General features: G+C 43.9%; 14 protein-coding genes and 1 pseudogene. All 15 read right to left on the reverse strand.

Features of this window, described 5'->3' with window-relative positions:
* Positions 1-17 precede the first annotated feature (17 nt).
* The 15 genes and pseudogenes from D7D50_RS02010 to rpoC all read right to left on the reverse strand — a co-directional run bounded on the left by D7D50_RS02010 (position 18) and on the right by rpoC (position 14,113).
* Complete coding sequence (locus tag D7D50_RS02010) at positions 18-971, reverse strand: class I SAM-dependent methyltransferase (RefSeq protein ID WP_120701351.1); 954 nt, start codon at positions 969-971, stop codon at positions 18-20.
* Between the two features lie 31 nt (positions 972-1,002).
* Complete coding sequence (gene comGG / locus D7D50_RS02015) at positions 1,003-1,386, reverse strand: competence type IV pilus minor pilin ComGG (RefSeq protein ID WP_418856565.1); 384 nt, start codon at positions 1,384-1,386, stop codon at positions 1,003-1,005.
* Positions 1,387-1,414: 28 nt separating this feature from the next.
* A complete protein-coding gene (comGF, locus tag D7D50_RS02020; RefSeq protein ID WP_162614527.1) occupies positions 1,415-1,867 on the reverse strand; it encodes a competence type IV pilus minor pilin ComGF in 453 nt (150 codons plus the stop codon).
* On the reverse strand, positions 1,851-2,144 hold the full coding sequence (gene comGE, locus D7D50_RS02025) for a competence type IV pilus minor pilin ComGE (RefSeq protein ID WP_120701354.1): 294 nt from the start codon (positions 2,142-2,144) through the stop codon (positions 1,851-1,853). The genes comGF and comGE overlap by 17 nt, the downstream gene beginning before the upstream one ends.
* Complete coding sequence (gene comGD / locus D7D50_RS02030) at positions 2,110-2,514, reverse strand: competence type IV pilus minor pilin ComGD (RefSeq protein WP_120702309.1); 405 nt, start codon at positions 2,512-2,514, stop codon at positions 2,110-2,112. Before comGD ends, comGE begins: the two co-directional genes overlap by 35 nt.
* Positions 2,504-2,821 carry a competence type IV pilus major pilin ComGC gene (gene comGC, locus D7D50_RS02035; protein WP_023027561.1) on the reverse strand — a complete coding sequence of 106 codons (318 nt, stop codon included), beginning with the start codon at positions 2,819-2,821 and terminating at the stop codon, positions 2,504-2,506. The genes comGD and comGC overlap by 11 nt, the downstream gene beginning before the upstream one ends.
* Positions 2,818-3,840 carry a competence type IV pilus assembly protein ComGB gene (gene comGB, locus D7D50_RS02040; RefSeq protein ID WP_120701355.1) on the reverse strand — a complete coding sequence of 341 codons (1,023 nt, stop codon included), beginning with the start codon at positions 3,838-3,840 and terminating at the stop codon, positions 2,818-2,820. Before comGB ends, comGC begins: the two co-directional genes overlap by 4 nt.
* The gene (comGA, locus tag D7D50_RS02045) at positions 3,764-4,723 is read right to left on the reverse strand and encodes a competence type IV pilus ATPase ComGA (protein WP_120701356.1); all 960 of its coding nucleotides are present in this window, start codon (positions 4,721-4,723) and stop codon (positions 3,764-3,766) included. The genes comGB and comGA overlap by 77 nt, the downstream gene beginning before the upstream one ends.
* Positions 4,724-4,827: 104 nt before the next feature.
* Positions 4,828-5,205 (reverse strand): DUF1033 family protein, encoded by a 378-nt coding sequence (locus D7D50_RS02050; protein WP_120701357.1) that lies wholly within the window; start codon positions 5,203-5,205, stop codon positions 4,828-4,830.
* A 359-nt stretch (positions 5,206-5,564) separates the two neighbouring features.
* Entirely contained in the window at positions 5,565-6,668 is a 1,104-nt protein-coding gene (locus D7D50_RS02060) for a family 8 glycosyl hydrolase (RefSeq protein ID WP_120701358.1), read from the reverse strand.
* Positions 6,669-6,676: 8 nt separating this feature from the next.
* Positions 6,677-7,987, reverse strand: coding sequence for a glycosyltransferase family 2 protein (locus D7D50_RS02065; protein WP_120701359.1), 1,311 nt, complete (start codon positions 7,985-7,987; stop codon positions 6,677-6,679).
* On the reverse strand, positions 7,980-8,120 hold the full coding sequence (locus D7D50_RS10130) for a hypothetical protein (protein ID WP_006595142.1): 141 nt from the start codon (positions 8,118-8,120) through the stop codon (positions 7,980-7,982). Before D7D50_RS10130 ends, D7D50_RS02065 begins: the two co-directional genes overlap by 8 nt.
* Positions 8,121-8,129: 9 nt before the next feature.
* The gene (locus D7D50_RS02075; protein WP_120701360.1) at positions 8,130-8,918 is read right to left on the reverse strand and encodes a hypothetical protein; all 789 of its coding nucleotides are present in this window, start codon (positions 8,916-8,918) and stop codon (positions 8,130-8,132) included.
* Positions 8,919-8,920: 2 nt separating this feature from the next.
* A pseudogene (gene wecB, locus D7D50_RS02080) lies at positions 8,921-10,071 on the reverse strand (non-hydrolyzing UDP-N-acetylglucosamine 2-epimerase).
* Positions 10,072-10,459: 388 nt separating this feature from the next.
* Positions 10,460-14,113, reverse strand: coding sequence for a DNA-directed RNA polymerase subunit beta' (rpoC, locus tag D7D50_RS02085; protein ID WP_120701361.1), 3,654 nt, complete (start codon positions 14,111-14,113; stop codon positions 10,460-10,462).
* Positions 14,114-14,216: the final 103 nt, after the last annotated feature.

Here is a 14,216-nt window from a genome sequence, read left to right on the forward strand (position 1 = left end):
TTATAGCAAAATTTTGTTTAAATTTCACTTTCTTTATTCCAGTTTTGAAAACTTTCACGGAATTTCATGACGTCTTCCTGATTTTGCAAATCGGTTAAGGGATAGACAAATGGTTGGACCACTGCTTCTTCTTGCTTGCGCAAAACAAAGATGGTTTTTGCTAGATTAGCTGATCGAAAGAGGTTCTCTGGCAAGGTAACCATGGCCAAGACCTGAGCATGATCCTGCATCCATTTTTTCAAGAGAGGGCTCTGCTCGCTCGTCAACAGATCATTCGGAGCTAGAAAAATAGCGATACCACCCGGCTTTAAGTATTTTAACGATTGTTCGATTAATAAATGATGGGCATAGGTGTGGCCCTGAGGGGAAGCGACCTGATAACGACTTGCAATGGCATCATCTGGATAATAACCGACAGGTAAATCACTGATAATCACATCACTCTCTTTCAAAACCTGTGGACGAACCGCATCACCTTGGGCGAACTTCACATCCGCCTTCATCACTTCTGCCATACTGGCCGCAAGATCAATCAACAGATCATCGATTTCCAAGCCCAAATAATCTAGCGAGCGCTGGCAGTTGTTCATTAAGGTTTGGGCTAAGTTTCCTGTTCCGCTTCCAATTTCTAGCACATCTACTTTATCAGAACTAGCCAACTGATCCACTAGAAAGACCAGAAGAAATCCAATCCCATCTGGGGTAAATTGGTGATTGGCTTGTAGGGGCTCTGTTTGGGCCGCCTTCATCAAAAGATATTGGAAGGAGCGACGCCACTCTTCTTTGTTCAAATTCAAGTCCTTCAGCCGCTGGTTGTTTTCCTTCACTAGAGTCAACTCAGTCTGCCCATCCAGATAGATTGCATTCTGCTCCACTAGAGCATCATAAAAGTTGGTCTGCAAATCATTTTGGATGGTTTGGGTATTTTCTAATAGATAGCCATAGGCTTTCTCAATTTTTTCGAAATTCATACTTTCCTCCATCTCTTAATCATATCAAATTTTAAGAGTTTTCGCTATGCTTTTCGAAGACTTCCACACTCGATTCCTCCGTTGTAGTTGGGAGGTTTGTGACCAAATCAGGAGCTCGCTTCTCCTTTTCCTTCTTATCGGTTTTTTTCTTCTCACTAGGGGAAAGGGCAAAGGTGAAATGGTAGATCGTGCCATCCTGTAAGTGACTGCTGACGTTGGCAAAACCAGATCTTTCTTCTAGGTCGACTCGCCCAGTTGAGAAAATCATTGTATTCTCTTTCCGATCCCAAGTATCAACAGCCAATTGGGCTTGCGCATAGGCTTGGATACGTTTCTGACTAGCAAGGAGGATTCGTCTCTCTGCTACTTGTCTATTCAGATAAAACTGAAGCAAGAGACTGAAAACTGCTGACATAAAAAGGGCATAAAGGAGAATTCCTGCCTTAATCTGCTTCTTTTTTATCCTTATCCACCACACGGTAGACCACCTCCCTTTCTAATCCTTCTGCAAAGCGAAGTTGAATAGACACCAAATCTCCTCTTTTTTCAATCAAGGCGGATTCGACTCCGTCTATCATCGGTTGATAGCCACGGCCAGTCGCATCTGTCTTTCGGAGATCTCCCCCTTTAGCCAATCCAATGGCTATAGGTTTCTGATCCTGAACAAGATAGAGTTTATTGTCTCTGACCCCTTCAAATTGGCTGCGAGATAATTCAATGTCCAGTTGATCCTGAAAAAGCAACCACTCTTCTTGCTTGATTTGACTTTGGTACTGGAGTTCTTGACGCAAGAGGCTTGTCAATCCTTGAAACACCAATAAACCACCGCTAATGACAAGGAGGGCAACCAAGGCCTCCAGTAAAGTAAAGGCTGGAAGTTTATTTCTTTTCAACAGCAATCACAACCTTTCCTTCCTGGTAGACCTTTAAGGACTTAGCCGATTTCTCCACTTGAACACTGACCTGATTGATGGTTAATTGATTCTGCCTTGTCTGGATGGCCATTTTTGCGACTCGCAAAACTTCTGCTTGTCTCAACTCTTCTAAGCGTTGTTGCCGTGACTGCCCCAGTTCTCCCAGCACAAGGGTCGTGAGGACGCCAAACATCGCTAGGGCGATTAGTCCTTCTAACAAGAGACTAGCGGGGAGTTGTCGATTTCTTAATTTTTCCATTCCCAATTGCCAACTGATAGGTCACCACCTCTTTCTCTGTCTGAAATTGAATCTTGGTCAAGCTTGAATTGCCTCCTGCTGGATCAAATGTCAGTTGCTTCTCTTTAATCAGTTCCACCCCTTTTGGAAGTGGCAATTCTTGATGCGGGCTATGAACCCCACCTTGGTCGATGGAAAGAAGGGTTCTCTCCTCTCTTGCAATGCTCATCTTTTGTGTCTCTTGATAGACCCGTTCAAATTCTGAGAAAAACAATGTTTCTTCCACCTGCCCAAAGCCTTGATGAACTGATCCAGCTAGCAGCCAGCATAGAAGGCTGACGATACCTAGAGTTAGTAAGCTCTCTAGAAGGGTAAAAGCCTTAATCTCCAACCGCACGGTGATCACCTGCATTCTTCACATAGTGAGCACGGTAGGCTTCTGCTTGTTTTTGAGTGATTTGTCCTTCTGCGACAAGCTTAGAAAGACTGGCTTTTTCATTCTGATGATTGAGTTCATAGAGCTCAGCCTGACTCTCCACAACTTTGACAACTGCTCGGTTTCCTGTATCCGTTACCGAATCTTTCTGCTTGGTCAAGTTCGGAACAAAGAGCAAGAGAAGAACGCTGATAATGAGCAAAACAACTAGCATTTCAATCAGCGTAAAAGCTTTTACTTTGAGTGTACGCAATGATTTCATAAAGGAACCTCCAAATTTTCATAAATAGGCAGCAACATGGCTGCATAGAGCAAAACAATCATAAGGGCGACAAAGACAAAGACCAGTGGTTGGACGACATTCATAGCCTTGTTCAAACGATGGAAAAAGCCTGCCCAGGTCTTGTCTGCGTAGATCTCCAGCTCACTACCGAGCTTGGACTTGGCCTCTCCATATTCAATCATGAGGGCCAACTCTCGCTTAAAGAAAGGATAGGTCTGAATATGTTCAGAAAAAGAAGTCCCCCGAGCCAATGCTACTTCCAAATCCTGTCCAATCTCACGAAACAGACGGGAACGTTGCCCCTGCATCATAGGAAAGATTTGATTCAGCTCCAACCCTTGGGCAATCATACTCCCCCATTCTCGAGCATAAAAAGCCGTCAGATAATCCTGTAAGAAGGGGCGAAGAAAAGGAAGGGTAGCCAAAAACGAAACAAGGGCCAGACGCTTGGCTCGACGACCTAGGAAGAGGAGAATCAAAACTCCAATTGCTAGTAACACACTTCCTAACAAAACATACTGTGGAAAGACACTGATCAATCGTGTCGCACCATTTTGACTCTCCAACTGAGGCAAGAGATAGTTTTTCAGACCCAGCATAATGAACATCAAAAATCCCAACAATAGTACTGGATAGGTGGCCACCTCAACTAGTTTCTTTCGAACCTGGGTCAGATTTTCCAGGTAGCTACGGATTTTTTCTAAACTTAAGGTGACATTTCCATGCTGCTCTGCCAGTGCTAATTGAGTCGTTACTTGATCGGAAAAGCCTAGATCAGAAAGAATGGCTGACAGGGGCTTGCCGTTGGCAAGTCCAACTTGCATTCTTTCAACAAAATCTGCCTCTACCAAATGGCTCCGACGTAGGAAGTCGATGACCTCTGATAGATGAAAGCCACTACTGTAGAGATTGTGAAAGAGCTCAATGACATGCTCTTGCTTGGCAATCGATAATTTTTTCGGCCTGCGCCTGATCCAACTCAATATGTCCCGCTTCATAAAGTGCATCAATTTGCTGGTTCCACTTTTGACTGGAATGGTTTTGGTAATCTTGGATGACAAAGTCAGTGACACCTCCTCCCTTTATCAAACGCTGGTAACAGATCCCTTGAAGGACAATCCGTAACTCCTCCTCACTCACCCCCAACTCCAATAGGCGTTCGTACACCCCAGGGATGCTCTTGGCATGGATGGTGGAAAAGACTGTCACACCTGTCAGACTAGCCCGAATAACTGCACGAGCTGTCTCCGTGTCGCGTATTTCTCCGATGAGGAGAAGATCCGGACGATGGCGCAGAGAAAGTTTAATCAAGCTATCATAGGTCATGCCAATCGCTTCATTGAGTTGCAATTGCAACATTTCTTCTTGCTTAATTTCTACCGGATCTTCAATCGACATGACTTGTTGCCCCGAAAATTTTTTCTTGGCTAGGGCATGCATCAGTGTCGTCTTCCCCGATCCGACTGGACCCGCAAATAAGTAGAGCCCCCGCTTACTCACCTTCTCTTCTAGCTCTTGCAGTTGGTCAAACCAGAAACGGAGCTCCCGGTCCTCATTGTGGAGCAGGCGAATGACCAAACTTTCATATCCCCTATAGTCCCCCACTGTGGACAAGCGTAAGGACAGGACCTTATCTCCTAGAGAATAGTCACAGGAGCCTAACTGACTCCTCCGCCTCTCCCCCACGTTCATCCCTGCCATAAATTTAAAATGGCTGATGATCGCTACCATTTGTTCTTGCGAATAAGTCTCAATAAACCGTCGCTCATCCCCAACCCTTAGAAAGAGCTGATAGTCTGACGCTCGAGGAACAAAATAAATATCCTGAGCTTCGGCACTCGAGGCCATTCGAATAATGGATTGTGCAATTTCTTGAACCATATTTCCTCCTTTCACTATATAATTCGCAAATAAATAGCCAACTAGCACCGGATTTGGAAAAAAAGTAAAAAAAAGAAACTCAACTACATATTGAATTTCTCTTACTATAACTGATTTGTCTCGTTGTCTAGCTTACAAGAGCGATGAGCCGTGTGAGCATTCTCCTTTTCGTAGCCTGGACGGCGCTTGCTTCTCGGAATCTGCTGGTCATTCTCTAATAGGGCAACCGAATGGTACTGCTGCACATATTCCGCACATTCTTCACACCAGCGGCGATCCTCAGGATCCCAAAAAATTGTCATTAAATCACTTCTACTTTTAAATAATGGAGATTGCTCTCTTAAAAGTAACCATTGGCGTTTGTAAAATTTGAGGGCTTCATAATAGTCATCAAATCTTTGACTAGCGACAATGTCCTTCTCCCAATCTTCTAAAAACCACCAGGGTTCGAAATCCCCATACATTTCAATCACTTGATACATGTTTCTCTCCGTCCTTTGTATCCAATATTATATATAAAATCCTTTGATAACAAAAGAATTCTGCTCATGAAAGGAAAAAGTGGTAAATTTCCCGAACGTTTTCACGATTTTCTTTCAAAATCTCCCCTTATGGAGGAGAGACAGGCTATTTTTTGATAAGAAAAAGAGAGTGGGACAGAAATCGGTAATTCGTTAGAATTCGATTTCGTCGTCCCACCTCCGCACAGTTGAGTAGGGCTGTAAAAGTTGATGAAAGCAGCGTAGTAGAGCCCACTCAACCACTGCGTCTTGCTCGACAATCCAAAGAAAATTGAGAGGCTAGGACTTTTGTCCCAGCCTCCTTTTCAAACAATAATCGATTAGAACAATTGAAGGGCAATCATGGTTGTCATGGTTGCATCGTAATAATTATCTGTTGATAGATCTTGCATAAAGATAAACTTGTTCTGTTGCACTAACTTAAGATAGCCATCTCCATTTTCAGCCGCATAAGATACCGGAGCAATGAAGCTAGCCGCCTGATATTGATGGAGGGCATTGCCTTTAAGATCATAGCCTGCATAGATATTTCGTTGCTTCATGAAGAAGTCCAGCATCTTCTTGACCAATTTTTGACTGGTCTTATCTTGGCTTTGAGCCAAGTTGTATGGCAGGCGACAAGCGTTGTAAGAATAGGCGCCATCGTACTTGGATTCGATAGTATCCGGGTCCGCCACACGCGCCCCTTGTTCATCTACCCACATAAAGTCTGGCAGAAGCCCTGTCTTACTTTCCGAACTAATAGCATCAAGCTGTGCCAACATCTTCTCTTTGATACTCAACCATCGTTCATTACCAGTCAACTCATAGAAGGATTGGAAAAAGGATGGAAGGGTATCAGAGGTTCTCATCAAGTGATAGAATTCGGAATTCTGATCAGCCCAATTCCCAACTGTCAAGACACCCGTTTTCTCATTGTAGTTGTACTTGAGGATGTCTTCCAAGATAGCCTTGGCTTGCTTTTGATAGACATCACCTTTCTCAGGCCACTGTTTTGCGGCCTCCATCAAGGCATAGGCAATATATAGATCGCCGTCCGTCGCATTTTGATGCTCAGATGACAGCTTCCCTTTTTTGATGATTTGTTTCCAGGCCATCAATTGGGTGTCATCAAAGCGATTGTTTTGATAATAACGATACAGACGGTCAAAATCCTCTTGATTGGCTAAGTCTTTCTTAGCAGCCTCTACTGTGATCAGCATGCCATAACCTTGTGCTTCTGATAAGACAACCGTTTCTTGGTCGCTGTTTGTTGTACGAACATAGGACTGTTTTCCATCCGTCACGAGGTAGTGTTCCGTCCATTGCCGATAGAGGCGATTCCGCATCTCCACCTTACTTCTTGACCGAGCCAAAAAGAGAGTCAAACAAAAGACTGCCAGGATGACCACAAACCATAAATATTTCATTTTTTTTGTTCTCATAAGTCCTCCTAACCAGCAAACCGTTTCGTTTTCACCCACTTGGTTCCCTCGCGGTGAAGCAATTTATCCATGATGATCGATGAAATCGAATCAATCGAAACAATGATAAAGAGTTGGGAATAGCTAAAGTAGGCTGCTAGGGCCAACCAAATCTGTTTCACTGTCGCCTGACCAAATTGAGAAGCCATGGCAATATTGATTTGCAACAAATACAAACCAATCATCAGCACCCAGTTAAAGAGCATCAATTGGGCAATGTAGATATTTTCCGAGTCAAAAGCAAACGGAATCTGTACTCCAGGAGCAAAAAGATGGATAAACATGGCAGCGACATTGGCAAAGAAAATCAAGTCTGATAAGACAATCGCTGCATTAAACCAGAAGAAAATACATGAATAGTTGAAGACCTCTAATTTTACCCGCCAGTTTGCTTTTCCGAATAAGTGTTTAAAGTTAGAAAGTACAACCTCATAGTTTCCCTTTGCCCAACGTTTCCGTTGCATATAGTAGGTTTTTAAGGTCTCTGGCTCTTGTTGGAAGGCTTCCGAGTTGTAGGCTAAAGCGATCAACTTTCCGCTTTGCATGATTTTGAAGGAAATATCCGTATCTTCCGTCAAGGCACCATTCTTCCAACCACCAATACTTTTGACAAATTCTGTTTGAATAATAAAGTTGGTTCCTGGAATCCGTCCAATTTTGAAAAGATTCCACATCCCGACGTGATGAACCCGCTGGGTCACGACGATTTCTTGGTTGATACAACGCGTCAAAAAGTTCTGGTTAGCATTTCTCGTCTTGTTGCGTCCAAATGAAGCCACATGGCGTTCTGGATCTTTAAGAACTTCCTTAACCAAGAAATAAAGAGCATTTTTCTCAGGCATGGCATCCGCATCATAGACGCAGATATAATCTCCTGTCGCTATCTTCAAGGCATCATTCAAGACCCCAGCTTTTCCACCTGTACCAGTACGATCAATAATGGTCACATCCCGTCCAGCGTATTCAGGAAGAGCTTTGACAGCCAGACACTCCTCATAGGTACGATCTGAGCAGTTATCGGCAAAGAGAAGCAATTCCACACGATCATGAGGGTAATTCATATCCAAAATGGCCTTAGCAGTTTGAGCAATGACCACATCTTCGTTATGAGCAGGTACCACAATGGTTACTTTTGGATAATAGAGAAGCGGGCTCGTATCCACACAGAAATCACTGTGTTTCAACCAGAATTGAACTGCTGAAATCAGGATCACCAAGCCCCAGGCTAGAGATAACCAGATAGAAATCAAGGTGAAAATCATTAAAATTTGACTAATCATGGTCCACCGCCTTAAAGTTTTTGTTTACCCGATGGTAGATGACCAAATAGGCAATAAATAATGCACAAAAGCATACAGCAAAGAATAGACTAATCCCTAGGGCCAGCCCAAAAAATAGATTTGTAAGAGTCATCGGTCCCTCCTAATATTCCACAATAATATCCGTTTCAAGTTGACGTTTCAAGTTACTAATGGCTTCCTGGTAGCTATGGAATTTCGTACGATTGGTCGCATCCACTACCAAGTAGCCTTTTTGGAATTGAATGGCTTGATTGCCATCTTCTCCCTTAAAGACCAGAGATTCTAATTGATTTTTTAAATACAACTGATAATATTCTTGCAAATTTCGTTGCTGACTATTGGTGAGCACTAGGAAATTGCCGTCTGAAACATAATAAAGTCTCTCATCTTGGATCAGATGGTGGCCAATCAGATAATGAATTTGGTTCAACGTCCGATTGTACTCACGGGGATGAATTTGATAGAAGAGTTCCTCATGAGACCAATGGATCAATAGGGCTTGTAATTTCTGTTCCTGTTGAACACCTGAGTTTTCCAGTAAACCACGGTAGGCAACTTCAGCGTCTTCTTCTTGATTTTGAACCTTTGCAACTTCTTTAAATAGGTAGTAGCGAATTTTTGATAGTATTCCGATCAGAATAGGGAAAGAGAAAAGCAATAACAGTGCTTGGTTTGCAGGGATATACACGACTCCTGCTACCAGAAAGACAATTCCTAAACCGAATGAAATTAAAATCGTCCAGGTAAGGAGCAAATTGGATAAGACCAGAGAAGCAAACAAGGCTAACACGAGAAAGAGAGCTTCCTCAATGATAATTTCACGTGCAAAGAATAGACAGTACAGCAGGACGGCCAATTCAAAACCGACCAAAATAAGCATCCAGTCTCCTAAATGATTCCTTCTTTTCATTCCTAATTCTCTCCCTCTATAAATTCAGACACCACTTCAACGAGTCCATAATAGTGCTGAATAGCTTGAACAATCCGCTCAGATGCCTTCCCATCTCCATATGGATTTCGGGCCGAAGCCATTTTTTGATACAAATCATGGTCCGTCAACAGAGCCGTCATTTCTTCCTTCACTCTCTCAGGATCCGTTCCGACCAATTTTAAAGTTCCAGCTTTGACACCTTCTGGACGTTCGGTCGTATCCCGAAGGACTAAGACAGGCTTGCCTAAGGAAGGGGCCTCCTCCTGAACTCCTCCCGAATCAGACATAATAAAGTAACTTCTCGATGCTAGGTTATGAAAATCAAAGACGTCCAAAGGAGCAATCAAATGAATACGGTCGTGATCTCCTAAGATGTCCTTAGCCGCCTCTTGAACAGCCGGACTGAGGTGGACTGGATAAACAACCTCCAACTCCGGATGAGCATCTACCATTTCTCTCAAGGCAGCAAAGACAGCTCGCATCGGTTGGCCTTGGTTTTCCCGACGGTGCATGGTCACTAGGACCAGTTTCTTCTGTGGATCTAACTGATCAAGCACCTGGTGGTGATAATTCTCTTGCACGGTTAATCGCAGGGCATCAATCGCCGTATTCCCCGTAATGAAAATGGACGACTCTGGATGATGTTCCATGAGAAGATTGGCCTTGCTTTCACTGGTTGGGGCAAAATAGAGATCTGCTAGGTTATCCGTCATTTGACGGTTCATTTCCTCAGGGAAAGGCGAATACTTATCGAAAGTTCTGAGCCCCGCCTCTACATGACCTATACGGACTTGATTATAAAAAGCAACAAGACTGGCTGCAAAAGTCGTCGTTGTGTCCCCATGGACCAAAATCATATCCGGTTGCACTTCTTTCACGACTGGGTCAAATTTTTCAAGGATTTTAGCCGTAATATCTAGAAGAGATTGGTTTTCCCCATAATATCTAGATCGTAATCCGGTTGAATACGGAAGGTCTCTAGCACTTGATCTAACATTTGACGATGCTGAGCAGTCACTACTGTAATCGTTTCAATGGTCTCACTTTGCTTTTGAAGCTCTAAAACCAGGGGAGCCATTTTAATAGCTTCTGGGCGCGTTCCAAAAACAACCATCACTTTAATCTTTTTCATCATCTTACCTTTTTAACCTTGTGAATTTTTTAACAAAATCGACAACACTTTTCCCATCCATTCTACCTTCAATAGCTTCAAAAGTCAAACTATCTCAATGCTTTCGTAATACATTTAATCGAATTTTAATAATCTGTAATTTATATGTAACATTCGAATCTTTCGAACCCTTAAAACCCTTGAAATAGCTGGTTTTTATACTATTTTTTTTTAACATTCAAACCTTTATGAAGTTTCATTTTCATTACTAAAATATTCATTATTTTAAATATATATTTATTTTTGCGCATATTTTTAAACTGATATTATAGGAAAAAGCGGTGACCATATGGTTATTTTTAGGCATAAAAAGAAGCCCTACTGAAAATCAGTAAAGCTTCTTTTAGGATTAATTTTCTTCCACTACAATTGATTCAACAGTTTCAGTTGCTTCTTCTGTAACAGGAACTTCTTCGATAATTTCGACTTCATTGACTGCTTGTGGTTCCAAGTTACGATAACGAGCCATACCTGTACCAGCAGGAATAATCTTACCAATGATAACATTTTCCTTGAGTCCAAGGAGATGGTCTTTCTTACCGCGAATCGCTGCGTCAGTGAGGACACGAGTTGTTTCCTGGAAGGAAGCCGCTGACAAGAAACTATTGGTTTCAAGAGAGGCCTTGGTGATACCCATAAGGACTGGACGAGCCGTTGCAGGAACCCCACCGGAAATGACCACATCACGGTTAGCATCTGTAAAGTCTGTAATATCCATGAGGGTACCCATGAGAAGGTCTGTATCTCCTGGATCCATAACACGAACCTTACGGATCATTTGACGCACCATTACCTCGATGTGTTTGTCGCCGATTTCTACCCCTTGGCTACGGTATACTTTTTGTACTTCCGCAAGGAGGTAAGTTTCAACAGACAAGACATCACGAACGGCAAGGAGACGTTTTGGTTGGATAGAACCTTCTGTCAATGCTGCACCACGAGAGACTTGATCTCCCACTTCGACTTTCATGCGGGCTGTGTAAGGGACAACGTATTCTCCCTCACCAGTCGCACCACGAACAAAGACTTTCTTGGTACGTGTAGAAGCATCTTCTTCAATGGCTGTGACTTCCCCTTTGACCTCAGTGATGACCGCTTCCCCCTTCGGATTGCGGGCTTCAAAGATTTCTTGGACACGAGGAAGACCTTGCGTGATATCGGTATTTGAGGCAACCCCACCCGTGTGGAAGGTACGCATTGTAAGCTGTGTACCAGGTTCCCCGATAGATTGGGCTGCGATGGTTCCGACTGCTTCACCAACTTCAACTGCATCACCAGTCGCCAAGTTGATACCGTAACAGTGACGGCAGACACCATGGCGGGTGTTACATGTAAAGACAGAACGGATAGTGACTTCTTCAACACCAGCATTGACAATTTCACGTGCTAGGTCTTCTGAAATCAAAGTATCTGGACCAACAATGACTGCACCTGTTTCAGGATGTTTGACAGATTTCTTCGTATAACGACCTGTTAAACGCTCTTCCAATGGTTCAATCATTTCTTTGCCATCGGTAATCGCACGGATCACGAGTCCACGGTCAGTTCCACAGTCATCCTCACGGATAATGACGTCTTGGGCAACGTCAACCAAACGACGTGTCAAGTAACCTGAGTCGGCTGTCTTGAGGGCCGTATCGGTCATCCCTTTACGAGCACCGTGAGTAGAGAAGAACATTTCAAGTACTGACAAACCTTCGCGGAAGTTTGAAAGGATCGGCAATTCCATAATCCGTCCGTTTGGAGCAGCCATCAAACCACGCATACCGGCAAGCTGTGAGAAGTTTGAGATGTTACCACGAGCTCCAGAGTCCATCATCATAACGATTGGGTTCTTCGGATCTTGGTTATCTACCAAGCGTTTTTCCAATTTCTCACGGGCTGCACGCCATTCAGCTGTAACGGCATTGTAACGCTCATCATCTGTAATCATCCCGCGACGGAACTGTTTGGTGATTTGTTCTACACGTTTGTGAGATTCTTCAATGATTTCAGCCTTATCTTCAACAACTGGAATATCGGCAATCCCCACTGTCAAACCAGCAAGGGTTGAGTGGTGGTAACCTAAGTCTTTCAAACGGTCCAAGAAAGCAGATGTTTCTGTTGTACGGAAGCGTTTGAAGATTTCCGCGATGATATTTCCAAGATTTTTCTTCTTGAATGGAACGTTTAATTCCAATTGCTCAATCGCCACTTTGACATCTTGACCAGGCTCCAAGAAGTACTTAGCTGGAACACCTTCTGTCAAGTTGGCATTATTTGGCTCTTGGAGGTATGGAAGTTCTGCAGGCATGATATCGTTAAAGAGAATCTTACCAACCGTTGTCAAGAGAATCTTGTGTTGTTGAGCTTCTGTCCATGGTTTGTTCAAGCTATCCGTCGCAATTCCGACACGTGTATGCAAGTGAACATAACCATTGCGAAGGGCCATGACCGCTTCATCACGGTCTTTGAAGACCATTCCTTCGCCTTCACGACCAGCTTCTTCCATAGTAAGGTAGTAGTTCCCCAAGACCATATCCTGAGATGGGGTAACAACTGGTTTACCATCTTTCGGGTTCAAGATGTGCTCAGCAGCCAGCATCAAGATACGGGCTTCTGCTTGGGCTTCTTCTGAAAGCGGTACGTGGATGGCCATTTGGTCACCGTCAAAGTCGGCGTTGTAGGCTTCACAGACAAGTGGGTGCAAGCGAAGAGCTTTCCCGTCAATCAAGACTGGCTCGAAGGCTTGGATCCCCAGGCGGTGGAGGGTCGGTGCGCGGTTCAAGAGAACTGGGTGTTCTTTGATGACTTCTTCTAGGATATCCCAGATACGCTCATCGCCACGTTCCACCAAGCGTTTAGCTGCTTTGACGTTTTGCACGATATCACGCGCAACGATTTCACGCATGACAAATGGTTTGAAAAGCTCGATGGCCATTTCACGTGGCACACCACATTGGTACATCTTAAGGGTTGGACCAACGGCGATAACGGAACGTCCTGAGAAGTCTACCCGTTTCCCGAGCAAGTTTTGACGGAAGCGTCCTTGTTTCCCTTTGAGCATGTGGCTCAATGATTTAAGTGGACGGCTACCTGGTCCTGTGATCGGACGACCTCGACGGCCATTGTCAATCAAAGCGTCAACCGCTTCTTGAAGCATCCGTTTTTCGTTTTGCACAATGATACCAGGAGCATTCAACTCAAGCAAACGAGCCAAACGGTTGTTCCGGTTGATCACACGACGGTAAAGGTCGTTCAAGTCAGAGGCAGCAAAACGGCCACCATCCAATTGGACCATCGGACGAAGATCTGGTGGAATAACAGGAAGGATGTTGAGAACCATCCATTCTGGTTTGTTTCCAGATTTGTAGAAGGCATCTAAGACATCCAAACGGCGAACAGCCTTCACACGTTTTTGACCAGTTGCAGTCTTCAATTCTTCTTTCAAGACAGCAATTTCAGCTTCCAAATCCACTTGTTTCAAGAGGTCTTGGATCGCTTCTGCCCCCATCTTGGCAACAAAGGAACCTGGTCCGTATTCACGCAAGCGTTCACGGTATTCGCGTTCTGTCATGATGGATTTGTGCTCAAGCGGTGTATCTTTTGGATCGATAACCACGTAAGCTGCGAAGTAGATGACTTCTTCAAGGGCACGAGGACTCATGTCCAAGGTCAATCCCATACGAGAAGGGATTCCTTTGAAGTACCAGATGTGTGATACAGGAGCTTTCAACTCGATATGCCCCATTCGTTCACGACGAACCTTGGCACGTGTTACTTCCACACCACAGCGGTCACAAACAATCCCTTTGTAACGGATTCGTTTGTATTTTCCACACGCACATTCCCAGTCTTTTGTAGGACCAAAGATGACTTCATCAAAGAGACCTTCACGTTCTGGTTTCAATGTACGGTAGTTGATTGTTTCAGGTTTCTTGACCTCTCCATAAGACCATGAACGGACCTTGCTTGGAGAAGCTAGGGTGATTTGCATACTTTTAAAACGATTTACATCAACCACTATTTCTTACCTTTCTTTATGTTCATTATCGATTGTATGTTCTTTTGCTTTTTGTGAAGGTGAGAAGGACTTTCCTTCACACCTTCAAGCCTAAAGCTTCGAG

It is taken from the genome of Streptococcus koreensis (assembly GCF_003627135.1).
Lineage (GTDB): Bacteria > Bacillota > Bacilli > Lactobacillales > Streptococcaceae > Streptococcus > Streptococcus ilei.